Raw genomic sequence first — 24,481 nt, 5'->3', positions numbered from 1 at the left:
AGTCTTTCTTTTTTGAGAATGATTATCAATTGCTGTCGCCCTGCTATTGCGAGACATTCGCATTAGCAACCCCAAATCTGCCATCCACTGGTGAAAAAATCGCAATAATCACTTTTACAGATCGCAAGGGTCGATTAGGCGCGCCTCAAAAGGAGACCCGACATGAAGGCCACGATCTTCCACAACCCGAAATGCGGCACCTCGCGCAAGACGCTCGCCATCCTCGAGAACCTGTCGAAGGTTGATGTCGAGGTGGTCGAGTACCTCAAAGATCCGCCGAGCCGTGAAAAGCTGGCCCAGCTCTTCAAGGATGCGGGCATGACGCCGAACGAGGGTCTTCGCCTGCGCGGGACCGATGCAGAGGAACGCGGGCTGCCCGATGCCGATGCCGACGAAGTGCTCGATGCGATGGCTGCCGACCCGATCCTGATCAACCGTCCGCTGGTCGAGACCGAGAGGGGCGTGCGTCTCTGCCGTCCGCAGGACACGGTTTTGGAAATTCTCTAGCGGCGGTCGCGCGTCAGCGTGCTGTCAGCCTGGAGCGCGAACCAGCCATAGGCGAACACAGCAAGGCACAGGGCGACGATGAGCCCGAAGCCGAGCCAGTCGGAATGGCCGTAAAGCCAGACCCCGAGAGCCGGTGCGTAGATGAAGCTCGCACCGGCAACCGATGCGACGATGCCCGAGGCCTGCCCTTGCTCTGCCCGAGTCACCGCAAGTGACGTCCCCGCCGTGGTGCCAGGCCTGAACAGGCCGAAGCCGAGCGAAGCAATCGCATAGGCGAGGGCGATCGCGTGCAGATTCTCCGCCACACCGAGGTAGGCCACGCCGGCCCCGGCGATTGCGATGCCCGAAAGGGTTGCAGCACGCGGTCCGAGGTCGAAGCGCGGGATGATACCCCATTGCGCTAGCAGCGTCGCGATGGCGCCGCACATGAGGACCAGTCCGACCGGTCCGGTCCCGTCAGCAGGCGTGGCGCGCAATCCAAGCCGGTCGAGCACAAGGAAGCCGGTGATGCCGAGGACCATGGCCTGCGCGTGTCCGCCGATCAGGCCCACCGTCACCCACGGCCTCAACCGCGGTTCGAACCAGCGCAGCTTGTGCGGCTCGACCTCTTCCTCGTCCTCGTCGTCCTCATCTGTGTGCGAGGAAGTCGAACCACCGGCATAGGGCGCATCATAGGTCTGGCCGCGGGCAGGGAATTGCGGCTCGTCATTGGGAAGGCGCAGGCGCAGGGCAGTGAGAGCCAGGAGGCCGATGAGAGCGAAGATAATGAAGGGGCCGGTCAGCCCCACGAAAGGCAGTACCATCAGCGGCGCCAGCGCGGGGCCGATCACCGTGCCGAGCCCGAAGCTCGACGCGATGAGCGACAGGGCTTGCGTGCGCTCGGCGCGCGGGGTGCGGCTGGCGACATAGGCCTGCACGGCGGGAGGTGCTGCACTTCCGAACCCGCCGTAGAGGCTCCTCGCGATGGCGAATGCGATCAGCGCAGCGGTTCCGGTAAGGAGGCCTGCCAGTCCCAGCCAGAGAGCCAGTCCGCACAGCGCCATCGATGTGATGAAGCCGATCAGGCCTACAGCCATCATCGCCTTGCGGCCGCGCCTGTCGGAGCGTTCAGCCCAGAGCGGCGCGCAGATCACCCACAGCAGGGCCGACCAGCTGTAGGCGAGGCTGATCCAGACGTCGTCGATGTCCAGCGCAGTCCCGATCGACGGCATGACCGATTGCATCGCGGTGTTACCGGCTGCCGTGACCAGCATGACCGTGAAAAGCAGCGCCATGCGCTCGCGGGAGATGCTCCTCTGCCTGGGCACGGGCGTTGCGGCGAGTTGGGTAGATGGATCGCGTTCGGACATCGCGCATTGAGCTAGGCCTGCACGCTGCAGCTTGCAATGCCCTGATGCGCCTGTCACACCCCGTGCGAGCCACGGGTCTAGGAGAGAAAAAGCGTGTCAGGTCAGCAAGGTATCGGGGCGATCGAGCGACGCAGCCTCAAACAGCGTGCCGCTCGATTGTTCGGCCAGTGGGGCGTGTTCTTCAAGGGCTTCCTCGATGAACCCCGGATGGTCGGCTCGATCATTCCCTCATCGCGCTTCACGATCGAGAAGATGCTCGGCCCGGTGAAGTGGGACGAGTGCAAGCTCTTCGTGGAATATGGACCGGGCGTCGGCACGTTCTGCCAGCCGGTGCTCGATCGCCTGCCGCGTGACGGCAAGCTCATCGTCATCGACACCAACCCGCTCTACATCGACTATCTCAAGAAGCATTTCCGCGACAGCCGCTTCTCCGCGGTCCACGGCTCTGCCGCAGATGTCGAGGCGATCGTCGAGGCGCACGGCCACGAGCATGCCGATTACGTCCTGTCGGGCCTGCCGTTCTCGACCTTGCCGGACGGTGTCGGGCCAGAAATCGCGGCGGCGACATATCGCGTGATCCGCCCTGGCGGGGCGTTTCTCGTCTACCAGTTCTCGGCCAAGGCGCGCGACTACATGGCCCGCCACTTCGAACGGATCGAAAGCGGGTTCGAAGCGCTCAACATCCTTCCGTGCCAGCTCTTCTGGGGCTGGAAGGAACCGCGCGACTAGACCTTATTCGATAGGGGTTGTGTCCGCCGAGGCTGCCGCCTCCGGCGGCTCGCGCAGCCTGCGCAGCTGGGCATGGATCGCAACCGTCAGTGCTGCGCCGAATACCGCCGCCACAAGGTTGATCGCTCCGTCGTAGAGCACCGTCCCGATAGTTTCGATCGTTGCAGGCAGCAGCGAGAGCACGGCCCCAACGGCGAAGGACAGGATCGCGAGGACAATGGCCGCCGCGAGGCCGATCAGCAGGAAGAAGAAGAAGATCCGGAAAGAATTTCCCTTCGTAAGCGACCACGACCGGCGCAGAGCTTCTACCGGATTGCGTACCCCGTCGATCACGATGGCTGCCACGCTGACCGAGAATTTCACGAACAGGTACATCCACACCGGGAGAAGGATCAGGATGCCGAGCACCATCCAGCCCGGCGCACCCATCTGGTAGGGCACGCCGACCAGCAGGTATCCGATGCCGAAGATGATGAACATCTGCAGGATGATCGTGGCGAGATAGGTCGGCAGCATGCCGGCAGCTTCGGAGATAGCCTGAGCGACGGTCGGCGCGGCTCTGCGGCGAAGGAGCGCCATCATGGCGAGGCTCGCAAATCCGCTCAGCAGGCTAGTGACCAGGATGATCCAGCCCATATCGCTGAATTGTGCCGCCATCATCTCGAGGATCTGCTCGATGCTAGCATCGTCAGCCGGTTGTTGCGCTGCGACCTCGATGGGAAACAGCAGGCCGATGGCCACGGCAGGCAGGAAGACCAGCAATCCTGCGACTGTCGCCAGCAGCCCCATGTTGCCCTTCAACAGCGAGACGGTCTCGTCCCACGCCTTTTCCATCACGAATTTCATGCTGCCTCCCTTTTCTGCCTCTTGATAAGCGCAGCTTCAGTCGCCACGCAATCTCCGATGTCCGCCGAACTCACCGAAAAGATCGAATGGCGCGCCGAGAGCGCGCAGGTCGCCTATCGTGATGCGCTCGCCATGATGGAGGAGCGCAACCGGGCGATTTCCGAGGACGGCGCGCGCGAGCTTATCTGGCTGCTCGAGCATCCGCCGGTATACACGGCCGGGACCAGCGCCGATGGCGCCGAACTGCTCGATCCGCGTTTCGAAGTGGTCGAAGCCGGACGTGGCGGGCGCTACACTTATCACGGGCCGGGCCAGCGGATCGGCTATCTCATGCTCGACCTCAAAGAGCGCGGCCGCGACGTGCGCTGCTTCGTGCATTCGCTGGAGGGCTGGGTAATCGCCACGCTCGGCGATCTCGGGGTCGAATGCTGGCGCAGCGAGGGGCGTATCGGCATCTGGACGCGCGATATCGACGGGCGCGAGGCGAAGATCGGCGCGATCGGCGTGCGCGTGCGCCGCTGGGTCACCATGCACGGCTTCTCGGTCAACCTGTCGCCCGACCTGTCGCATTTCACCGGGATCGTCCCCTGCGGCATCGACGAATTCGGCGTCACAAGCCTCGAACGTCTCGGGATAGCGCTTGCGCCGGAGGAGTTCGATGAGGCATTGAAGCGCCGCGCGGGCGATTTCCTCGACGCGCTCGAAAAGAAGGGTTGTGCGCTGCCATGAAGCGTTTCGGATTGGGTCTGCTCGCCGGATTGGCGCTCGCCTCCTGCGGCGAGAGCGCGGAAGTGGTCGAAGAGCAAAACGAAGACGCGACAGCCCGCGGCGAAGTGCTCGGCGGCACGATCAGCGATGACATGCTCCCGCTCGACACCCTGACTTCGCAGGCGCCCTCGCGGGCAACGCCTGACACTGCGGATGGAGAAACGGCCTCATCCGAGCCTGAAGCGGGAGGTGACGGGGGTGAGCAGGCGCCAGCACCTGCTGCTGTGCCGGCACAGGAAACTCCGCCGGAGCCGCCGGCTCCCGCGGTCGACGATGAGCCTCCGGAGTAAGTCTCAGCCCTCTCCGAGCAAGGCCCGCGCCTTCGAGAGCTCGGCCTGCCCGACGTAGCGCCCACGAAATGCGATGCTGTGCGCGTTCGGATTGAGCGCGAATACGCCAACCAGTTCGCGCGCCTCGGCAATCTGTTCCTGGCTCGGTTCGAAAGCCTTGTTGATGTCTTCCACCTGGCTCGGGTCGATGGCGAGCATTCCGGTGAAACCGTCTGCAGCCGCTGCTGCCGCTGCACGGGTCATGCCCTCGGGTTCGCGCAGGTTGCGGAACGGTGCCTCGATGACCTCGAGGTTGCGTGCGTGCGCAGTCAGCAGGACCAGCGCCCGGACATGGGCCAGCGCATCGGTCCACAATCCGCCGGGGCCGCGCATGCGCCGTGCCCCCATCGAGCGGGCAAGCAGTGCCGGATCCCAGGCCAGCCCTGAAACGCGTGGGTGCAGCTCTTCGGCGAAGCTGCGCAATTGCAATGCCGAGGTCGGCGAGCCGCCCACTTCGGGAATGATCTTGGTGGAACCGTTGGGAATGCCGAGCCGGCCCTCAAGTTCGTAGAGAGCGGCCGCCAGTTCCTTGACCTGTTCGGGGCCGACGCATTCCGCAAGGACGAAGCCTTCGGGACCGCCTTCGATCGCCGCGTCGAGGTCCTGCCGCCATTCCATGCCGACAATTGGTCCGATCCGCACCCAGCGGGAGAACTTTCGCGCGGCGACCACCTGTTCGCGGTGCGACATGAGGAAATCGCGTGCGGCAAGGCGCGTGTGCTGCTTGCGGTCCTCGGACGAGGCACGCGCAAGGTCGAGGACGACCACGTCGGCACCTGCCGACGCGGCCTGTGCCAACGCCTTTTCCTTGTCCGCAGGGACGAGCAACCACGAACCCATAGCCCAAAGACCTCCTTGCCCGTGATTGCGCGCCCCCGTGGCGCGAATCAGGCGGAGGCAGTTTCGTCTGTTTTGGTTAGCATCGGGTAATCGATGTATCCCTCGGGCCCCGGCAGGTACCAGCTCTGCGGCACGTTTACATTGGGCTGGAGCTCTGCGCCGAGGCGGAATCGCTCGGGCAAATCGGGATTGGAGATGAAATCCCGGCCCCAGCTTACCGCATCACAGCGATCCGCTTCGATGTCCGCGACGGCTTCCTCGGGCGTGTAGTCGCTATTGAGGACGAGTGGGCCTTTGTAGATCGTGCGGATGAGCGGGCTCTGCTTGGGTACGTCGGTCGCGCCGAAGGTGCCCTCCGGTCCCGGCTCGCGCAGTTCGAGGAAGCCGAGGCCGAGGTCCTGGACCACCTTGGCGGCAGCGCCGAAGGTTGCCGCCGGATCGCTGTCGTCGCAGCCTTGCGTCTCGCCATTGGGCGAAAGGCGCACCGAGACCCGGTCGGCGCCCCAGACATCGATCAGCGCGCTGAGCACTTCACGCAGGAAGCGGGTGCGGTTTTCCGGCGAGCCGCCGTATTCGTCTTCGCGAAGGTTGGTGCTGTCGCGCAGGAACTGGTCGACGAGATAGCCATTTGCGCCGTGCAGCTGCACGCCATCGAAACCTGCCTTCTTCGCGTTCTCGGCGGCGAGACGATAGTCACCGACCACGCGCGCGATCTCTTCGACCGAAAGCTCGCGCGACTGCTCGTAGTCCTTGCGGCCTTCGAAGGTATGCGCATGGCCCGGCGCCTTGGTGGCGCTGGCGGAGACCGGCGGGTTTCCGCCGAGGAAATCGGGATGGACGAGGCGGCCCATGTGCCACATCTGCAGCACGATCTTGCCGCCTTCCTCGTGGACCGCGTCGGTCACGAGCTTCCAGCCCTCGACCTGCTCGTCGCTCCAGATGCCGGGGGCGGCAGGCCATCCCAGACCCTCGACGCTGATCCCGGTTGCCTCGGAAATGATCAGGCCTGCGCCCGCACGCTGGCGGTAGTAGGTCGCCATCATTTCGTTCGGAATCGAACCCGGCTGGGTCGAGCGGCCGCGCGTGAGCGGGGCCATGATGATCCGGTTCTTCGCCTCGATGGCGCCGAGGCTGAGCGGTTCGAACAATGTGTCGTGCATGGAGGCGAGATCCTTTTTGGCTGGCCTTGTGTGACAAGAGAGCTAGGGGGCGAATATGAGCCAGACAACCGCCAGTGCCGACAACAATGGCTTTCAGGCCGGCGCGTGGCACTTTGCCGCGCTGATTGCGGGCAACGTTGCACTGGCGCTCGGACCCTGGCTGGTGAGGCTGGCCGACACCGGTCCGGTGTCCGCGGCTTTCTGGCGTTTGTTCCTCCCGATACCGCTGATCGCGTTCCTTGCCTGGCGGGCGCGCAGACCGGGCAAGCTCGACTGGAAGCTGGCCATGCTGGTCATGGCGGCGGGTGTGTTCTTCTCGCTCGACCTTGCCAGCTGGCACATCGGGATCGAGCGTACGCGGCTCGGGAATGCGGTCCTCTTCGGCAACTCGGGGAGTGTGATCCTGATGCTGTGGGGCCTCGTTGCGCTGCGCCGTGCTCCCTCGTGGCGGGAAGGCGGGGGCGTGATCGCGGCGCTTGTCGGTGCCGCCATCCTGCTCGGCCGCAGCCTGGAGATTTCGACCACCACTTTCATCGGCGACCTGTTCTGCCTGTTCGCCGGCATCTGTTACGCTTTCTACCTCCTGCCCGCCCAGAGGGCACGCGCGGCACTCGGCCAGTGGAGCGTGCTCCTGCTGGTGAGCCTTGCCGCGTCGCCGCTGCTGCTTGGCATGGCCGTCCTTGCAGGGGAGCCCGTCTGGCCGGGCGAAGCGGGCTGGACCCCGGTGCTACTTCTCGCGCTCACGAGCCAGATCGTCGGGCAGGGCCTGCTCGTCTATTCGCTGCGCCACTTTTCCCCGCTCATCATCGGTATGGCCCTGCTGACCCAGCCTGCCGTTGCGGCAACTGTCGGCTGGTTCGTGTTCGGCGAACTGCTGGTGCCGCTCGACATCCTAGGCATGGTGCTCGTCGGTGCGGCCCTGATCCTTGCCCGCAGCAGCCCGCCGCGTGTGCGGGCGCCCGGCGAGGGCTGATCACCAGAATTCGCGATTGAATTCCGCGTGGTGGGCTTCGAAGCGTTCGAGGTCCGGACCCACGAGGACCGTGCGCGCCTGCGCTGCGAGGTTGTCGGCTTCGGCCTTGAGGATTTTCTGGCGTCGCTCGTCCTTGATCGGACCGGAGGCCTTGGCAAGCGTATCCAGCATGACCTCCGCGGCAATCGGCGAAGTGGCGACTGCGCTACGGATCGAACCGAACCCGCGCTTCACATAGTGCTCGAAATCATCGGGGCAGGGGATCACCGGACAGTCCTCCGCATCCTCGCCGCAGATATCCTTGCGCAGGTCGCGTCGGCCGATCTCGGCAGTCGCCGCCCCCAGCCAGTGGAGCGCGGTGATCGCAGTGAAGGGATCGTTGATCCCGGGCGACAATGCCCGCAGACCGATCTCGACGAGCTCGTCGATCAGGAATTGCGGATCCTGCTCGGGCGTTCGCGTGGCGCCGAGCGTGAAACAGTCGCGCACCTTGTCCTCGATACTGTCGGGCTTGCAGCCTTCGATGCGCATGAATGGCATGTCACGGTGGACGAAGTCGCCGGTGCGGACCATCAGCGAGAAGGTGCAGCCGCAATCACGCGCGATCTTCTCCAGATCCTCGAAGTCGATCAGCTGGACGTAGCCCGTATCCCACGCGGTCAGCGGCTCGCCCCCCTTCGATTCGATGGCGTCCGAGAATTCGTCCTCTACCGGATAGGTCTCGCGGATCGCGTCGAGCAGGCGGCGGCCAATCCCCTCGAGCACCTTGTTGATGCGGATCGAGGAAGGGATGTGATTGAGGAAGAAGACCAGAACCGCGACGCACACGGCCATCAACAGATAGGCGACCAGCAGCGAAAGCTGCGGTGTGAAGCCGGGAAGGGCGGTCGCCGCCGCATCGCCGGTCGAGGCGGGTGTCTCGTCTTCTGCCCGCACTGCACGCAGGACGATCAGCGCGTAGACGAAACTGCCGATAAATGTCGCAAGGCTGATCTGGTTGCCGCGATCCTCCATGAAGTTGGTGAGCAGGCGCGGGCCGTAATTGCCGCTGGCATAGGCGACCGCGGCGATGGTGATCGAGAAGACGGTCGAGGCGACCCCGATCATGCTTCCCGCCATCACGGTCAGCATGTCCGCCGCACCCTTGGGCCGGGCGGGGACGATCCATTCGACGTCGTTCAGGAACTCGGCGAAGCCCGAGCGGTCCAGATACACCATGATGGTAGCCAGAACCGCCGCAAGCAGCGAAAACAGGGCGGGATAGAACCAGTAGTTGGCGTTGAGCCGGGCCCAGAAAAAGCGCAATTCCGCTGTCATGCCCGCCTAAACGCGCAGGACTGGAAAGAGTTGCCTAGACCCTGCCGAGGTCGCCCTTGCCGATCGTGCCGCTGGCCATCTCGAGCATCCGGTCGAGGCTCTGCTTGGCCTTAAGGCGCAGGCCCTCCTCGATCTCGATACGCGGTTCGAGGTCGCGCAGGCAGGTGTAGAGCTTCTCCAGCGTATTGAGCGCCATGTAGGGGCAGATGTTGCAGCTGCAGTTGCCGTCCGCGCCGGGCGCACCGATGAAGGTCTTTTCGGGCAGCGCCTTTTCCATCTGGTGGATGATGTGCGGCTCGGTCGCGACGATCAGCGTGTCGCCCTCGAAGGTCTGGGCGAACTGTAGGATTCCGCTGGTCGAACCGACATAATCGGCATGCTCGACGATGGTCGGCGGGCATTCGGGGTGGGCAGCGATCGGCGCATCGGGATGCTGCTGCTTCAGCTTGAGCAATTCGGTCTCGCTGAAGGCTTCGTGCACGATGCACACGCCCGGCCAGAGCAGCATGTCGCGATTGAACTTGCGGCTCATGTAGCTGCCGAGGTGCCGGTCGGGGCCGAAGATGATCTTCTGGTCTTCGGGAATCTGGCTGATGATCGTCTCTGCGCTGGACGAGGTGACGATGATGTCGCTGAGCGCTTTCACCTCGGTCGAGCAATTGATGTAGGTCAGCGCGATGTGATCGGGATGCGCTTCGCGGAAAGCCTTGAACTTTTCGGGCGGGCAGCTGTCTTCGAGGCTGCAGCCGGCGTCCATGTCGGGCAGGACGACGATCTTTTCGGGGCTCAGGATCTTGGCCGTGTCGGCCATAAACTTCACGCCGCAGAACGCGATGACATCGGCATCGGTCTCGGCGGCCTTGCGCGAAAGCTCGAGGCTGTCGCCCACGAAATCGGCGAGATCCTGGATCTGCGCGCTCTGGTAATAGTGCGCGAGGATGATCGCGTTCTTCTCCTTGCGGAGGCGATCGATTTCGGAGAGCAGGTCCTCGCCCGTCGGCAGGCTGGTTTCGGCGGTCATGTTCGTGTCCCGTCTGAATGGCTTTGCGGCGCTTATAGACGGAACGAGCCGCGTGGCGAGGGGGTTCCGCGCCTTACATGCTGAAACCGGGAGGCAGGAACGCTTCCATCGGACGCTCCGCACCCGGGGTTCCGGCGATGACCTGCTCGGTCACGGCGATCCCGAAGGGCGAGAAGGCAATCAGCATCGAAACGGCGAAGACGCCGACATAGAGCCCGAGGCCCCACCAATATGCGGGATGCACGCGGCCCTGGCTGCGCTTGTCGGCGATCATGCCGATGACCGGGAAGATCATCGTGACGATGGTGGTGATGAGCCACGAGTTGGGGATCATCAGCGGAAGCGGCAGCAACCGCCCGAGCCCCGGGCCGGTCAGGATCGCCATGCCACACAGCATGAGCCGGCGGTGCCATCCGGTGTAGCGACGGCGTCGCAGCGCCCAGAAGGTGAGGCCGCCGAACAGCCACAGCAGCATGGTGTTGCTCCACAGGAACTCGCTGACATGGAAAAAGAACGGCCCGCCCGTGCGCCGCGCGACAGTGAACATGATCACCGTGCCGAAGATCACCATCAGCGGAACCCAGAGATAGGCGAGCTTGCCGAATTTGGCGTGAAGCGCCCAGTTGCCGCTCGACGCGGTCAAATGCTGGCCGCAGTAAATGCCGAGCCACGACATGAAGATCACGCCATGCACGTGATAGGGCCAGGGCACGTCGAAAGTGGATCGTCCAAAGGCGAGGTGGATCGAAAAACCCGCCACGATGATGAACGACATGACGAAAGCCATGATCGTGAAAAAGCGCGTATTTCCCCGGATCGCCTGATCCTGCGGCGTGGCTGCGGCTGTTGCCATGATCGGTATCCCTCCCCCTCTGGAAATCTCGCGACCGGATTTTTCTTTGGAATGCTAGCTATTTGCGGCGCGGCGGATAGTCAAATTCCCGTGTGGAAAGGGTCAGGCCGCACTCCACACATCGCCTTCGCGCATAGCCAGCCCGCGCCTTTCCAGATCGATCAGGTGCGCCGTGACCGACATCTTCGCCGCGCCGTGCAGGCGTTCGTCGAGGCCCTTGTACATCTTGGGGACGAAATCGGCCGCTTCGAGAGGCTCCTCCCGCAGATGGCGCAGGATCTGGTTCTCGCGCTGGCGGCGATGGCCGATCATCCCGCGGACCAGCTGGCGCGGCTTCTCGATCGCTTCGCCATGGGCGGGGTAGTACACCTTGTCCTGCTCGCGCCCGTAGAGTTTCTCGAGGCTCGCCATGTAGTCCGCCATGTCACCATCGGGCGGCACCACGACGCTCGTCGACCAGCCCATGACATGGTCGCCGGTGAAGACCGCGCCGCTTTCTTCCAGGGCGAAACACAAGTGGTTCGAGACATGGCCGGGCGTGGCGACCGCGCGCAGGGTCCAGCCCGGGCCCGTCATTGCCTCGCCATCCTCGAGCACGCGGTCGGGTTCGTAGGTACGGTCGAAACTCGCATCGGCGCGCGGGCCGCTGTCGTCGAGAACCAGCGGAGCGCAACCCACGATGGGCGCGCCGGTCCGCGCGGCAAGGGTCTTTGCCGCGGGTGAGTGGTCGCGGTGCGTATGCGTGCACATGATCGCGCAGACATGCTCTTCGCCGATGGCCGCATCGAGCGCTAGGAGGTGCGCCTTCTCGTCCGGGCCCGGGTCGATCACCGCGCAGCCGTCGCCGATGCCGACGATGTAGGTCTGCGTGCCGGTATAGGTATAGGGCGAGGGATTGGGCGCGAGCACGCGGCGCACGAGCGGTTCGAGCTGCATGGCCTCGCCGGTGGGCCATGGTTTGGGTGGAGGACCTGCCATGGGTGAAGCCTGTAGCGATTACCGCGGCTTGTCGATAGGGAGGGGCGCATGGGAGACAAAATTCTGGTCCTCGACGCGGGGACGACTTCGACACGGGCCATGGTTTTCAGCCGCGAGGGACGCATGGAAAGCGTCGCGCAGGCTGAGCTGACGCAGCACTACCCCAAGCCCGGCTGGGTGGAGCATGACGCGGCAGAAATCTGGGACAAGACGCTCGCCTGCATGCGCGAGGCGGTGGGCGAGGGTGCCTCGCAGATCGCGGCAATCGGGATCACCAACCAGCGCGAGACGGTGGTGGCCTGGGATCGCGGCACAGGCGAACCGCTGGCACGCGCAATCGTCTGGCAGGACCGGCGTACGGCGGGATTCTGCGCAGAGCTGAAGGACGCAGGCCACGAGGCCGAAGTCCAGAAGCGTACAGGCCTGCTGCTCGACCCCTATTTCTCGGGCACCAAGATGCGCTGGATGCTCGACAATGACGATGCCGTTGCCGCAGCGGCGCAAGAGGGTTCGCTGGCATTCGGGACGGTCGAAAGCTGGCTCGTCTTCAAGCTGTCTGGCGGCACCCATGTGTCGGATGCGAGCAATGCGAGCCGCACCTTGCTGCTCGCCCTCGACGGCGCCCAGTTCGACGATGATCTGTGCGAGCTGTTCGGCGTTCCGCTGGCCGCGCTGCCCGAAGTGGTGGACACCCACGGGCAGCTGGCGAACTGCTCTTCGGAATGCCTCGGAAGGGATATCCCGATCTGCGGCCTGGTCGGCGACCAGCAGTCTGCGACGATCGGGCAGGGGTGCCTCTCTTTCGGCGAGACCAAGGCGACCTACGGCACGGGTGCATTCGTGCTCACGAACAAGGGCGGCGAAATCCCGCGTTCCGACAACCGCCTGCTCGGTACGGTGCTCCACCAGTCGGGCGGACAGCGAACCTATGCGGTCGAGGGCGCCTGCTTCGTCGCGGGCAGCCTCGTCCAGTACCTGCGCGACCAGCTTGGACTGATCGAAAGCGCTCGCGAGACCGAGGACCTTGCGCGCTCGATCGAGGATAGCGGCGAGGTCGTCATCGTACCGGCGCTCGCCGGCCTCGGCGCGCCGCACTGGAAGCCCGATGCGCGTGGTGTCATCTCCGGCCTCAGCTTTGCGAGCGGCAAGGCGCAGATCGCGCGCGCTGCGCTCGAAGCCATGGCGCACCAAACACATGATCTCGCCTCGGCTTTTGCAGCCGACGGCGCACCGTGGGCGAGCCTCAAGATCGACGGCGGGATGAGCGCGAACGACTGGATGGCGCAGGACCTGGCAAATATCCTCGACCTCGAAGTCGAGCGGCCCGATTTCGTCGAGACCACGGCGCTAGGAGCGGCGATTTGCGCAAGCGTCGGCGCGGGGCTTTATCCCTCGCTCGAAGAGGCGGCGACCGCGATGCGCGGGGCCGCACGCAGCTTCACGCCTGCAATGTCGGAAGTTGTCAGGAAGGACCGCCTCGCGCGCTATGCCCGCGCGCTTTCGGTGGCTTAGCCGCGGCCGAAAGCCTGCGCGATGCGGTCCTGCATTGCGCTGACCGCTTCGCTGCCATTCTCGTCCTGCGCGCGCATTTCCTCGTCGAGGCGAGCCACGCGCGCATGGAGGCGTTCGGTCTCGCGGATGAGCATGCGGGTGGCCGGTTCGAGCAGTTCCATATTGGCCGGGTCCGAGGGACGCTCGGCGCCGAGCGTGCCGTGCCGGCGCAGCTGCGTCTTGCTGAGCTCTCCGGACTGATAGGCGCGCTGGTTCAGGAGCCATGCGAGGACATGCATCACGCGGGTCGTGGTGCGAAGCCCCTCGACCGAGAGCGCGATGCGCACATTGTCGGGTGAATTGCCGCGGCTGGCCTCGTCGCGCAGGTCGAATGCAGCGCGTGCATCGTCGGCCAGCATCAATGCTTCCGCGTAGAGGTCTTCGACGACCTGCTCGTGAATCGTACGGTCCATGTCCATGATGAACGTCCGGTTACCATGATCGCTCCCGCGATCCGATAGCTCTTTCGGGCAGCGTCCCGATACGGGACGGGAAGCCGGACCCGGTCAGGCGATGATGTCGGGAATGAGATTGTCCTCGATTGCGGAGATGCGGTCCTTCAGCTGGAGCTTGCGCTTCTTCAGGCGCGCGATCTGCAGCTGGTCGACGAAGCCGCCGCCTTCGCCTGCCTCGGTCAGCGCGGCAATCGCGACATCGAGGTCGCGATGCTCGCTCTTGAGCGATTCCAAGCGCTTGCGAAGTTCCTGCTCGTTCACTGCCGTCGTTCCCGTAACTCGCTCTATCGCATGGCCCGTGAGAGGGGCTTTGTAAATTCGGAAAGCTGTGGTTTGATAGTTAATTCGCGGCCCGTGCCGCAAGGCACGAGTCGCTCCTGGGGTCGCACAACTCTGAAGGAGACACCTCGATGCAATCATCCCATGTCGCCGCACTCAAAGCCAAGCACGCAGGACTGGAAGCCCGCCTGCACGACGAACAGGCAAGGCCCGCGCCCGACATCGCGATGATCCAGCAGCTCAAGAAGCAGAAGCTGAAGATCAAGGAAGAGATCGCCGCCCACTGATCGGCACCGCGATAGATTGCGGGGCGGCAAGGTTTTTCTCTATCCGCCCCGCTTCCACACCCCTTCATTTTTGCTATAGCCGCTGACCATGTCAGCAGCCGCATCCGCCCGCCAGATCCTCAAGCGCCTGCACGAGGTCATGGCCGGTCGCCACCATGCCCAGCACAAGCTCGACCGCGTGGTCGACATCATCGCCGAAAGCCTGACGAGCGAGGTCTGCTCGATCTACCTGCTGCGCGACGGCGAACTCGAACTCTACGCCACCCGCGGTCTCAATCCGGAGGCGGTCCACGTCACCCGCATGGGCATCGGCGAAGGGCTGACCGGCACGATTGCCAAGAACATCGAGACGTTGAACCTCGCCGAGGCCAAGGCGCATCCCGACTTCCTCTATCGGCCCGAGACGGGTGAAGAGAAATTCCACTCCTTCGCCGGCGTGCCCATCGTCTACCGCGAACGCGCCGTCGGCGTGCTCTGCGTCCAGCACGTCGAGCCCCGCCGCTACGAGGACGTGGAGATCGAGGCGCTGCAGACCACCGCGATGGTGCTGTCCGAGCTGATCGCCCACAAGGAGCTCGTCGACGACGAGGAAGCGATCGATTTCGACGAGGTCTCGACCGAGTGCGAGATCATGGACGGCCTCACCTTGGTGAAGGGCCTCGCCATGGGGCAGGCCGTATTTCACCAACCGCGCGTCGAGATCGACCAGGTCGTGGCGGAAGACATCGAGGCCGAACGCCAGCGCGTCTACCGTGCCTTCGACAAGATGCGTGACCAGATCGACGCAATGGGCCGCGAACCCGAGTTCGGCAAGGGCGGCGAGCATGTCGAGGTCCTCGAGACCTACAAGATGTTCGCCTATGACGAAGGCTGGAGCCGCCGCATCAACGAGGCGATCGACAGCGGGTTGACCGCCGAGGCCGCGATCGAGCGTGTCCAGCAGCGCACCCGCATGCGCATGCGCGAAATCGACGATCCGCTGCTTGCGGACCGGATGCACGATCTCGAGGATCTCTCGAACCGGTTGCTGCGCATTGTCTCGGGTCAACTCGGGACTGCCGCCTCGCAGGGCCTCAGGCGCGACACGATCCTGTTCGCGCGCAATCTCGGCCCCGCAGAATTGCTCGAATACGACCGGCGGCGCCTCAAGGGTGTGGTGCTCGAAGAGGGCTCGCTCACGGCCCACGTCGTGATCGTCGCGCGGGCCATGGGAATTCCCGTGCTCGGCCGCGTCCCGCGTATCCGTTCGCGCGTCTCCGAAGGCGATGAGGTGCTGGTCGATGCCGACAAGGGCACGGTCACGCTGCGTCCCTCGCAGCCGCTGCTCGAAGCATTCGATGCGCGTTTCGCCAAGAGCCGCGAGCGCGCTGCAGCCTATGCCGAATTGCGCGATGTCGAACCCTTTACCCGCGACGGCACGCGCATCACGGTGATGATGAATGCGGGACTGCGCGACGATGTGAGCGCGTTGCAGCTGACCGGCGCGGACGGCATCGGGCTGTTCCGCACCGAGTTCCAGTTCCTCGTTTCCTCCACCTTGCCCGCGCGCGAGCGGCAGATGCGGCTTTACCGCGATGTGCTCGATGCTGCCGATGGCAAGCCGGTTATTTTCCGCACGGTCGATATCGGCGGCGACAAGGCCGTGCCGTATCTCGACAACGATACTGCCGAGAAGGACGAGAACCCCGCGATGGGCTGGCGCGCGCTGCGCCTTTCGCTCGAGCGTGAAGGCCTGCTCAAGGCGCAGGCCCGCGCCCTGCTCGAAGCGGCTTCGGGGCGGCAGCTCTCGGTAATGTTCCCGATGGTGTCCGAGCCGTGGGAATTCGACGCCGCCAAGGAGATTTTCGAGGAGCAGGCCCAGTTCCTGCGCGATCGCCGCAAGGTGCTGCCGGAAACGATCGAATATGGTTGCATGCTCGAAGTTCCCTCGCTTGCCGAGGTGCTCGACCAGCTCCTGCCCCGCTTGTCCTTCATTTCGGTCGGTACGAATGACCTGACGCAGTTCCTCTTCGCCGCCGACAGGGCCAATCCCAAGCTCGCCGAGCGTTATGACTGGCTGAGCCCTTCGATCCTCCGATTCCTTGCGCGCATCGCCAACCAGATGGTCGGCAGCAATGTGCGCATAGGGATCTGCGGCGAAATGGGCGGAGGCCGCCTCGAGGCGCTTGCGCTCATGGGTCTCGGCTACACGCGTTTCTCGATCACCCCGGCAGCGGTCGGTCCGATCAAGGAGCTGGTCCGCAAGGTCTATCTTCCCGACCTCACCACGCAGATGCAGCAGTGGCTGATTTCGCCGCCGCTCGACATGCGCGCGGCGCTGGCTGCCTGGGCGATCGACAACGATATCGATATCGACTGATTTCGTCGCTTAAACAGCGCGTTTCGTCTTCGAGCCCGATGGGGTAGCCTAATGCCGCTCTTGACTTGGCGCACGGGAAACTCTCTCGTCGCCGCCAATCGGGAGCGGGAACACCCGCACGGGGTCAAACATTCGGGATTCGCATGGAAGAAGACGTCTCAGTCGAGCACGAGGAAACGCACGTTGCGCGTGTAGGAGATCGCTTGCGCGAAGCGCGCGAGGCCAAGGGCCTGTCGATCGAACAGGTCGCAGCAGAGACCCGCATTCCCCAGCGTCACCTCACAACAATCGAGGCGGGCAATTTCGGAGCCCTGCCTTCACGCACCTATGCTGTCGGGTTCAGCCGCACCTATGCGCGCATGCTCGGCCTCGACGAGGGTGAAATCCTCGACCAGGTTCGCGCCGAACTCGCCGAGGCGGATGGCATCGACACCGACAAGCCGGCCAAGTTCGAGCCCGGCGATCCCGCCCGCGTTCCCGGGCGCGGCCTCGCATGGTTTGCAGCCCTTGCGGCAATCCTGCTGCTGGGCGGTGTCTACGCATTCTACTCTAGCTATTTCGCGCCCGGTCTGGGCCCGGCGCCGCTGGAAGCTCCGGAAGAGCAGTTCGCAGCCAACGACACGCCTTCGGTCGCCGAGGAAGCTCCCGCAGCCCAGCCGACCGGCGGTCCGGTGGTCTTCACCAGCGAGATGGATGGTACCTGGGTCAAGTTTTACGACGCCGACGGCGAACGTCTCTACGAGGCACAGATGGCGGCTGGTGACAGCTTCACCGTTCCCGAGGATGCCGACGGTCCGCAGATATGGACGGGGCGGCCCTATGCGCTGGCAATCACGATCGGCGGTCGCTCGGTCCCCAAGCTGACCGAAGAGGACACGGTCGTCCGCGATGTACCGGTCAGCGCGGAAGCGCTGCTGGCTCGCGATCCAGCGCCGCCCGCGCAAACCACCGCTGCGCCGGACGCCGACACCTGATCCGCGGCGGAAAAGCCACCTTCATCCTCTCGACAGCTTGAGCCGGTTACGGCAGGTTTTCGCTGTATTACCCCCACTCCTCAAGGAGCACATGACCATCATGATCGCACGCTGTGCACGCGCGCTTGGCCTCGGCGGTATCGCCCTGGCGCTTGTCGCGACCTCGATGCCTGCCGCCGCGCAGGACAACTCCGACGCCCGCATCCGCAAGCTCGAGAGCGAGGTCCGCGCCCTGCAGCGCAAGGTCTTCCCCGGGGCCGACGGTCGCTTCTTCGAGCCCGAGATCAGCGCACCTGCGACCACCACCCAGCCGGCGACGACAACCGCGCCGTCGACGACTGCGGTGACCGATATCCTTGCGCGTCTCGATGCGCTCGAAAACCAGCTGCAGCGCCTGACCGCGCAGTACGAGGTTGGGTCCAACGCACTTCGACTGCTCGAAGAACGAATCGAAAAGCTCGAGGCCGGCAATGCGGCGCCCGCGGTCGAAGCACCGGCGCAGGCCGGCACTTCTGCTCCCGCGACCCGTCCGGCAGCAGCGCAGCCTGCCGCCGCACGTCCGGACCCCGCGCGTCTCGCCGCAGTCCAGGCGATCGCCAAGCCGCAGACCGACGATCCGGGCGATGACGAGTATTCCTATGGCTTCCGCCTGTGGGATGCCGGTTTCTTCCCCGAAGCGCAGCAGCAGCTGACGCTGTTCGTCGAGAAGTATCCGGAGCATCCGCGCGCGACCTTCGGACGCAACCTGCTCGGCCGCGCCTATCTCGACGATGGCAAGCCGAGCGAGGCAGCACCCTGGTTCCTGCGCAACTACCAGGCGGACAAGAACGCCGCCCGTGCCGGCGACAGCCTGCTCTTCCTCGCTGAATCGATGATCGCGCTCGACGACACCCAGCGCGCCTGCATTGCCCTTAGCGAGTTCGCCGAAACCTATCCCGCGCTGGCCACCGGCCGGCTGCAGGGTCGCTACGCCACTGCGCGTAGCAAGGTCACCTGCGGCTGACATGACCGTCGATCCGGAACTGGTCGACCGGTTCCGGACCGATCTGCGCGCCCTTTGGGGCGATGACGAGGGAGCACGGCTGGGGATCGCCTTTTCCGGCGGCCCGGACAGCCTTGCGCTCCTGCTGCTAGCCCAAACAGCAATGCCGGACCGGGTGGCGGCGGCGAGTGTTGACCACGGCCTGCGTCCCGAAAGCGCCGACGAGGTCCGCCATGCGGCCGACATCTGTCGGTCGCTAGGCGTGCCGCATGCGATCCTCGAGGTCGAAGTCGCCGAAGGGAACCTCCAGGCCGAGGCGCGGCTTGCCCGCTATGCAGCCCTTGCACGGTGGGCGCAGGCAGAAGGTGTCGCGGCGATCTGCACGGCGCATCACGCGGACGACCAGGCCGAAACCTTCCTGATGCGTGCCAACCGCGGCAGCGGTCTGGCAGGCCTTTCGGGAGTTCGCGGTCGCAACGTCGTTCCCGAAACCGATATCGCCGTGCTCCGGCCACTGCTCCGCTGGCGGCGATCGGCGCTCGAGGAGATTGCCGCAAACAGCGACTTCGAGCCGGTGCGCGACCCTTCGAACGAGGACCCTTCCTTCGACCGTGTCCGCATGCGCGAGGCGCTTGCCACCTCGGATTTCATCGACGTCGAAGCTGTTTCACGCTCGGCGCGCATGCTCGCGGAAATGCAGGATGCCGTCGCGGGGTTGGCGAGCGATGAGTGGGCAAGGGCGAAACAGGAAGACGGTGCGCCGGCGCGTTATCGACCGCTTGCGCGCATGAGCATTTATCGTCCCGCGTTCCTTGCGGAGGTGATGACGCATATGGGGTCGGATTTCGGAATCGCGCTCTCGCGCAGCGATGCGGCAAGGATTGTCGCCGACCTCATCGATGGGCGTCCGGTGAACATTGCGGGCATCCAGGCGCGGGCATCTACCGAAAACGATAAGCCCGTCTGGACGTTCGCCCCGGAGAAACCGCGAAGGACGGCCTAACTGCCGAGCTGCGCTGCTTCGCGGGCCACTTTCTCGACCGCAGCTTCGTCGACAGCGCCGCGCGGCGCCACCCAGCTGCCGCCAACGCAGAGCACCGGATCGAAAGCGAGCCACTCGGGCGCATTCTCCAGCGTGATCCCGCCCGTGGGGCAGAAGCGGCACTGGCCGAAGGGTGCGGCGAGGGCCTTCAATGCAGGAAGTCCACCTGCGGCCATTGCCGGGAAGAACTTGAAGTGCGTGAGCCCGAGATCGAGGCCGCGCATGATGTCGCCCGCATTGGCGATTCCGGGCAGGAACGGGATGTTCTCGCGGATCGCGGCCTTGCCCAGCGCTTCGGTAAGGCCGGGCGATACGATGAACTCGCTTCCGGCGGCGATGGCGTCGGCGAGTTCCTGCTGGTTAGTCACGGTCCCGGCGCCGACGATCGCGCCTTCGACCTGCTTCATCGCGCGAATGGCATCGAGCGCTGCGGGGGTGCGGAGCGTGACTTCGAGCACGCGCAGTCCGCCCGCCACGAGGGCGCGGGCGAGGGGCACGGCGTGTTCCACCTCGTCGACAACGATCACCGGGATGACCGGCGCGGTCTTCATGATGTCGGCAATGGCGGTCATGCGTGTTCCCTTGCAAAGGCTGCCGCAGCGCCGAACAGGCCGGGCTGGGGATGGGTGATGAGCTTGACCGGGATGGAGGCCATGAGCTCCTGGAAACGGCCCTTGGCCTTGAACCTCTCGGCAAACCCGGATTTGAGCAGCGTCTCGCGAATGCGGTAGCCAAGACCGCCGGCGATCACGACGCCGCCGAAACCGCCCTGCGCCAACGCAATGTCGCCGGCAACGCTGCCGAGCGACATGCAGAAGCGGTCTACCGCTGCGGCTGCGAGGAGATCGCTGCCGTCCTGCCCGCGGGTCCAGATTGCGATGTCGTCTTCTTCGGCGACCGGCTTGCCCTCCATCGCGGCGAGCGTCTGGTAGATGTCGGAGATCGCCGGGCCGGCGACGACGCGTTCGACCGAGACACGGTTATGCCGCTTGCGCAGGCGCGCGAGGATCGCATCGTCGATCTGGTCGAGCGGCGCGAAGTCGATGTGTCCGCCCTCGGTCGCCGAAACGCGGTAGGTGCCATCCGGCTCGCGGTAGAGATGCGCCACGCCAAGGCCGGTGCCCGGGCCGAGCACGCTTAGGCGACCGGTCGGAGCCAGCGGCTTGTCGGGGCCGGTCAGGTGGATGAACTGGTCCTCGCCGACCCGGGCGACCGCGTGCGCGACAGCTTCGAAGTCATTGACGATGCAGTAATTCTCGACGCCGAGCTTCTCTTTCACCATCGCCGGGCGGATGATCCAGGGGTTGTTGGTGAAGCGAATGACGTCGCCGCCGACCGGACCCGCAATCGCCATCGAGACACGCGGGGGAAGGGTGCCGCCCTGGCGCTGGCGATAGTCTTCCCAGGCCGTCTGGAAACTCGCGTGGTCTTCGGTGTGGAGCGTCTCGGGTTCCCCGAGCGAGATCGAGCCGTCATCGGCGATCGTGGCGATCGCGAAACGGGCATGGGTTCCACCGATATCGACTGTGACGAGTTCCATGAGCCTATAATCCTGCCGTTGCCATCATCGAGGATGCGCCTTGTTCGGCACCGTCGGCCTGGGCGCGGAACATCGCGAATATTTCCCTGCCCATGCCCTGTTCAGGAGCCGGTTCTGCAGCCGGTTCGCGTGTGTCGAGGTCCGCAGTGGTAGAAAGCGTGCCCGTTTCCGCGCAGACCTTCACGATATCGCCATCGCGCAGCTTCGAAAGCGGGCCACCGCCAAGCGCCTCGGGCGTGCAGTGGATTGCTGCAGGAACCTTGCCGCTCGCGCCGGACATACGGCCATCGGTAACGAGCGCCACGCGGTAGCCGCGGTCCTGCAATACGCCGAGAGCGGGGGTGAGCTTGTGGAGCTCGGGCATGCCGTTCGCACGCGGCCCCTGGTAGCGCACGACGACGACCACATCGCGGTCGAGTTCGCCCTTCTTAAATGCCTCGTTGACGCTGGGCTGGTCTTCGAAGATCCGGCACGGGGCCTCGATGGTCCAGCGCTCGCGCTCGACGGCAGAAGACTTGAAGCAGGCGCGGCCGAGATTACCCTCGACCAGACGCATGCCGCCGTCCGCCTGGAACGGATCGGATGCGGGGCGAAGCATTTCGGTATCACCGCTCGGACCCGGATCACGCCAGGTCAGCGCATCGCCATCCATTCCGGGCTCGCGCGAATAGGCTTCGAAACCGCCGTCCCAGACGGTCATGATGTCGGCGTGGGCAAGACCCTCGTCGAGCAGCGTGCCGATCACGTAGCCCATGCCGCCGGCCTCGTGGAAATGGTTCACGTCGCCCGAGCCGTTGGGATAGACGCGCGCCACAAGCGGGACCGCCGAGGAGAGCTCGGACAGGTCGGTCCAGTCGAACTTGATCCCGGCGGCGCGGGCCATGGCCGGAATGTGGATGGCGTGATTGGTCGAGCCGCCCGTGGCCAGCAGGCCGATCGCAGCATTGATGATGGCCTTCTCGTCCACCACGCGGCCCAGCGGACGGAAATCCTCGCCGCTCTTGCCGATCGCCGCGAGACGGTGCGTCGCTGCGCGCGAAAGCTCCTGACGCAGCTTCGCGCCCGGCGGGACGAAAGCCGCGCCGGGCACGTGCAGGCCCATCATCTCCATCATCATCTGGTTGGAGTTGGCGGTGCCGTAGAAGGTGCAGGTGCCGGGCGAATGGTAGCTGCCCATTTCGCTTGCCAAGAGCTCGTCGCGCCCGACCTTGCCTTCCGCATAGAGCTGGCGGGTGCGCTGCTTTTCCTTGTTGGAAATGCCGGTGCCCATCGGCCCTGACGGGACGAAGATGGCGGGCAGGTGACCAAAGCGCAGGGCGCCCATCAGCAGGCCCGGGACGATCTTGTCGCAAATGCCCAGAAGGGCGACGCCGTCGTACATGGCGTGGCTCAGCGCGACGACGGTCGAAAGCGCGATGGTGTCGCGGCTGAAGAGCGAGAGCTCCATGCCGGCCTCGCCCTGCGTGACCCCGTCGCACATGGCGGGCGTGCCGCCTGCGACCTGGACCGTCGCGCCGACCTCGCGTGCCCAGATCTTCATCCGCTCGGGATAGCGGTAGTAGGGCTGGTGGGCAGAAAGCATGTCGTTGTAGGCCGTGACAACACCGAGGTTCGGACCGCGCGCGGCCTTGATCGCTGCCTGGTCATCCTCCGCCCCGGCAAAGGCGTGTGCGAGGTTCGAGCACGACAGCGAGTGGCGATTGACCTGCCGTTCGCCTTCACGGTCCATCAGGTCGAGATAGTCGCCACGCGACTTTCGCGAATTCTCGATAACCCGCTGGGTCACGCGGTGGATCGTGTCGTTCAAAGGCTTAGTCATCGTGCCAGGTCACCCCGTCGCGTTCGGCAAGCGCCACGGCGGCGCTGGGGCCCCATGTGCCGGCCGCATAGGTCTTCGGCTTCATGTCGTTCTCGGCCCAGATCTTGCGGATGTGGTCGATATAGTCCCACTGCGCCTCGATCTCGTCGCGGCGAACGAACAGCGTCTGATCGCCGTGGATCAGGTCGAGAAGCAGCCGCTCGTAGGCGATCCGGCGTACGGTGTCGGAGAAGGCATCGGGCATGGCGATGTCGAGCGGGACCGGCCGCAGGCGCAGGCCTTCGTTGCCCAGGCCCGGGACCTTGGCCATCATCGTCAGGCGGATGTTTTCTTCGGGCTGGATGCCGATCACGAGCCGGTTCGGTTCGGTCTTCGCGCCGCGGCCCTCGAAGATCGAGTGCGGGATGCAGCGGAACTGCACGACGATTTCCGTCACGCGTTCGGGCATGCGCTTGCCGTGCCTGAGGTAGAACGGCACGCCGCGCCAGCGCCAGTTGTCGACATGGGCCTTCAGCGCGACATAGGTTTCGGTGTCGCTTTCCTTGCCCAGTTCCTCGTCATAGCCGGGGACGGTCTTTCCATCGACGGCGCCTGCGCGATACTGGCCGGTCACGACTTCCTTGGCTTCGACCGGCCGGAGGGCGCGGAGTACCTTCACCTTCTCGTCGCGTACCGCGGTCGAATCGAAGCTGGTGGGCGGCTCCATTGCAACCAGTGCGAGTAGCTGGAGCATGTGGTTCTGAACCATGTCGCGTAGCGCGCCGCTGTCGTCGTAATAGGCCACGCGCGATTCCAGCCCGACCGTCTCTGCGACGGTGATCTGGACGTGCTCGACATAGTTCGAGTTCCAGACCGGCTCGAGCATGATGTTGGCGAAGCGAAGGGCGAGGAGGTTCTGCACCGTCTCCTTGCCGAGATAATGGTCGATCCGGAAAATCCGGTCCTCGCTGAACGCTTGCGCGACCGCGTCATTGATCTCGCAGCTGCTCTGGAGGTCAGTCCCGAGCGGCTTTTCCAGCGCGATGCGGGCGTTGCCTTTCGTCAGGCCGACCCGCTTCAGTCCGGCGATCGTCGGTTCGAACAGGCTCGGTGCGGTCGACAGGAAGATGGCGAGGCCGTTGTATTCGCCGACCTCGTCGGCCAGCGCGTCGTAGCCTTCCGGTGTCATCGCATCGACGGCGACATAGCTGATCCGGTTGAGGAAGTCGGCCATGGGGCCGCGCCGGTTCTTGGGGAGGAATTTCTCCAGCGCCTCGCGCGCCAGCTGGCGGAATTCCCGGGTGCTCATCTCCGAGCGAGCCGTCGCCACGATCCGCAGCTCCGGGTCCAGCAGGCCGTCTGCATTCAAAGCGCAGAGCGAGGGGAGGAGCATGCGCTGCGAAAGATCGCCCGTGGCCCCGAACAGGAGCAGGCGGTCGGCGTTGAATGTCAGCTCTTGCATGATGCCTTCATCAGCATGTCACTCCCTTTGATGCGAGGAACTAACAGCGCCCCGCGGCATGCGCCATAGGCCGCATTCCTAT

At 64.8% G+C, this 24,481-nt stretch carries 25 protein-coding genes; 11 read left to right on the top strand and 14 right to left on the bottom strand.

What is annotated here, in order from left to right; all coding sequences use genetic code 11:
• The first annotated feature begins 162 nt into the window (after positions 1–162).
• On the top strand, positions 163–507 hold the full coding sequence (gene arsC, locus K3163_RS11585) for an arsenate reductase (glutaredoxin) (RefSeq protein WP_221554311.1): 345 nt from the start codon (positions 163–165) through the stop codon (positions 505–507).
• On the opposite strand, the gene K3163_RS11580 is transcribed toward arsC, so the two are convergent.
• Complete coding sequence (locus tag K3163_RS11580) at positions 504–1,856, bottom strand: MFS transporter (RefSeq protein WP_247712663.1); 1,353 nt, start codon at positions 1,854–1,856, stop codon at positions 504–506. The genes arsC and K3163_RS11580 overlap by 4 nt on opposite strands.
• A 111-nt stretch (positions 1,857–1,967) precedes the next feature.
• Between K3163_RS11580 and K3163_RS11575 the strand changes: the two genes are divergently transcribed.
• Entirely contained in the window at positions 1,968–2,585 is a 618-nt protein-coding gene (locus K3163_RS11575) for a class I SAM-dependent methyltransferase (protein WP_221429536.1), read from the top strand.
• 3 nt (positions 2,586–2,588) lie between these two features.
• Here K3163_RS11575 and K3163_RS11570 read toward each other — a convergent pair whose 3' ends face one another.
• Positions 2,589–3,431, bottom strand: coding sequence for a glycerophosphoryl diester phosphodiesterase membrane domain-containing protein (locus K3163_RS11570; protein ID WP_221554310.1), 843 nt, complete (start codon positions 3,429–3,431; stop codon positions 2,589–2,591).
• A gap of 57 nt (positions 3,432–3,488) precedes the next feature.
• Between K3163_RS11570 and lipB the strand changes: the two genes are divergently transcribed.
• Both lipB and K3163_RS11560 read left to right on the top strand, forming a co-directional pair.
• A complete protein-coding gene (lipB, locus tag K3163_RS11565; RefSeq protein WP_221427760.1) occupies positions 3,489–4,160 on the top strand; it encodes a lipoyl(octanoyl) transferase LipB in 672 nt (223 codons plus the stop codon).
• The gene (locus K3163_RS11560; protein WP_221554309.1) at positions 4,157–4,489 is read left to right on the top strand and encodes a hypothetical protein; all 333 of its coding nucleotides are present in this window, start codon (positions 4,157–4,159) and stop codon (positions 4,487–4,489) included. Before lipB ends, K3163_RS11560 begins: the two co-directional genes overlap by 4 nt.
• A 3-nt stretch (positions 4,490–4,492) precedes the next feature.
• Here the strand turns inward: K3163_RS11560 and K3163_RS11555 are convergent, their stop codons facing one another.
• A complete protein-coding gene (locus K3163_RS11555; RefSeq protein ID WP_221554308.1) occupies positions 4,493–5,368 on the bottom strand; it encodes an HpcH/HpaI aldolase/citrate lyase family protein in 876 nt (291 codons plus the stop codon).
• Positions 5,369–5,415: 47 nt separating this feature from the next.
• Positions 5,416–6,528, bottom strand: coding sequence for an alkene reductase (locus K3163_RS11550; protein ID WP_221554307.1), 1,113 nt, complete (start codon positions 6,526–6,528; stop codon positions 5,416–5,418).
• Between the two features lie 55 nt (positions 6,529–6,583).
• Here K3163_RS11550 and K3163_RS11545 point away from each other — a divergent pair, with 55 nt between their 5' ends.
• Positions 6,584–7,501 (top strand): DMT family transporter, encoded by a 918-nt coding sequence (locus K3163_RS11545; protein ID WP_221554306.1) that lies wholly within the window; start codon positions 6,584–6,586, stop codon positions 7,499–7,501.
• On the opposite strand, the gene K3163_RS11540 is transcribed toward K3163_RS11545, so the two are convergent.
• The 4 genes from K3163_RS11540 to K3163_RS11525 all read right to left on the bottom strand — a co-directional run bounded on the left by K3163_RS11540 (position 7,502) and on the right by K3163_RS11525 (position 11,670).
• On the bottom strand, positions 7,502–8,818 hold the full coding sequence (locus K3163_RS11540; protein WP_221554305.1) for a DUF2254 domain-containing protein: 1,317 nt from the start codon (positions 8,816–8,818) through the stop codon (positions 7,502–7,504). It abuts the gene before it with no gap.
• A 34-nt stretch (positions 8,819–8,852) separates the two neighbouring features.
• A complete protein-coding gene (gene nadA, locus K3163_RS11535; protein WP_221554304.1) occupies positions 8,853–9,839 on the bottom strand; it encodes a quinolinate synthase NadA in 987 nt (328 codons plus the stop codon).
• A 73-nt stretch (positions 9,840–9,912) separates the two neighbouring features.
• Positions 9,913–10,692, bottom strand: a complete 780-nt coding sequence (locus tag K3163_RS11530) for a hypothetical protein (protein ID WP_221554303.1) — start codon at positions 10,690–10,692, stop codon at positions 9,913–9,915.
• A 102-nt stretch (positions 10,693–10,794) separates the two neighbouring features.
• Entirely contained in the window at positions 10,795–11,670 is an 876-nt protein-coding gene (locus tag K3163_RS11525; protein WP_221427768.1) for an MBL fold metallo-hydrolase, read from the bottom strand.
• A gap of 48 nt (positions 11,671–11,718) precedes the next feature.
• Between K3163_RS11525 and K3163_RS11520 the strand changes: the two genes are divergently transcribed.
• The gene (locus K3163_RS11520) at positions 11,719–13,182 is read left to right on the top strand and encodes a glycerol kinase (RefSeq protein ID WP_221554302.1); all 1,464 of its coding nucleotides are present in this window, start codon (positions 11,719–11,721) and stop codon (positions 13,180–13,182) included.
• Here the strand turns inward: K3163_RS11520 and K3163_RS11515 are convergent.
• The gene (locus K3163_RS11515) at positions 13,179–13,634 is read right to left on the bottom strand and encodes a DUF1465 family protein (RefSeq protein WP_244922040.1); all 456 of its coding nucleotides are present in this window, start codon (positions 13,632–13,634) and stop codon (positions 13,179–13,181) included. The genes K3163_RS11520 and K3163_RS11515 overlap by 4 nt on opposite strands.
• A gap of 93 nt (positions 13,635–13,727) precedes the next feature.
• Positions 13,728–13,937: a YdcH family protein gene (locus K3163_RS11510; protein ID WP_221427771.1), complete on the bottom strand. Its 210-nt coding sequence runs from the start codon at positions 13,935–13,937 to the stop codon at positions 13,728–13,730.
• Positions 13,938–14,086: 149 nt separating this feature from the next.
• On the opposite strand from K3163_RS11510, the gene K3163_RS11505 reads away from it, so the two are divergent.
• From K3163_RS11505 to tilS, 5 genes are all read left to right on the top strand, one after another.
• Positions 14,087–14,242, top strand: coding sequence for a DUF465 domain-containing protein (locus K3163_RS11505; protein ID WP_221427772.1), 156 nt, complete (start codon positions 14,087–14,089; stop codon positions 14,240–14,242).
• 88 nt (positions 14,243–14,330) lie between these two features.
• Positions 14,331–16,601: a phosphoenolpyruvate--protein phosphotransferase gene (gene ptsP, locus K3163_RS11500; RefSeq protein WP_221554301.1), complete on the top strand. Its 2,271-nt coding sequence runs from the start codon at positions 14,331–14,333 to the stop codon at positions 16,599–16,601.
• Between the two features lie 143 nt (positions 16,602–16,744).
• Positions 16,745–17,575: a helix-turn-helix domain-containing protein gene (locus tag K3163_RS11495; protein WP_221554300.1), complete on the top strand. Its 831-nt coding sequence runs from the start codon at positions 16,745–16,747 to the stop codon at positions 17,573–17,575.
• Positions 17,576–17,675: 100 nt separating this feature from the next.
• On the top strand, positions 17,676–18,578 hold the full coding sequence (locus K3163_RS11490) for a tetratricopeptide repeat protein (protein WP_221554590.1): 903 nt from the start codon (positions 17,676–17,678) through the stop codon (positions 18,576–18,578).
• 1 nt (position 18,579) lies between these two features.
• Entirely contained in the window at positions 18,580–19,560 is a 981-nt protein-coding gene (tilS, locus tag K3163_RS11485; RefSeq protein WP_221554299.1) for a tRNA lysidine(34) synthetase TilS, read from the top strand.
• Here tilS and eda read toward each other — a convergent pair.
• The 4 genes from eda to zwf are packed head-to-tail and all read right to left on the bottom strand — an operon-like array spanning position 19,557 to position 24,399.
• Positions 19,557–20,171, bottom strand: a complete 615-nt coding sequence (gene eda, locus K3163_RS11480) for a bifunctional 4-hydroxy-2-oxoglutarate aldolase/2-dehydro-3-deoxy-phosphogluconate aldolase (RefSeq protein WP_221427776.1) — start codon at positions 20,169–20,171, stop codon at positions 19,557–19,559. The two genes, tilS and eda, sit on opposite strands and share 4 nt — an antisense overlap.
• Positions 20,168–21,139, bottom strand: coding sequence for a glucokinase (gene glk, locus K3163_RS11475; RefSeq protein WP_221427777.1), 972 nt, complete (start codon positions 21,137–21,139; stop codon positions 20,168–20,170). Before glk ends, eda begins: the two co-directional genes overlap by 4 nt.
• 4 nt (positions 21,140–21,143) lie before the next feature.
• Positions 21,144–22,958 (bottom strand): phosphogluconate dehydratase, encoded by a 1,815-nt coding sequence (gene edd / locus K3163_RS11470; protein WP_221554298.1) that lies wholly within the window; start codon positions 22,956–22,958, stop codon positions 21,144–21,146.
• Positions 22,951–24,399: a glucose-6-phosphate dehydrogenase gene (gene zwf / locus K3163_RS11465; protein ID WP_221554297.1), complete on the bottom strand. Its 1,449-nt coding sequence runs from the start codon at positions 24,397–24,399 to the stop codon at positions 22,951–22,953. Before zwf ends, edd begins: the two co-directional genes overlap by 8 nt.
• Positions 24,400–24,481 lie beyond the last annotated feature (82 nt).

The sequence above is a fragment of the Qipengyuania xiapuensis genome, assembly GCF_019711395.1.
Lineage (GTDB): Bacteria > Pseudomonadota > Alphaproteobacteria > Sphingomonadales > Sphingomonadaceae > Qipengyuania > Qipengyuania xiapuensis.
Note: the sequence above shows the minus strand (reverse complement) of the source record. Positions and strands in the feature narration are given on the sequence as shown.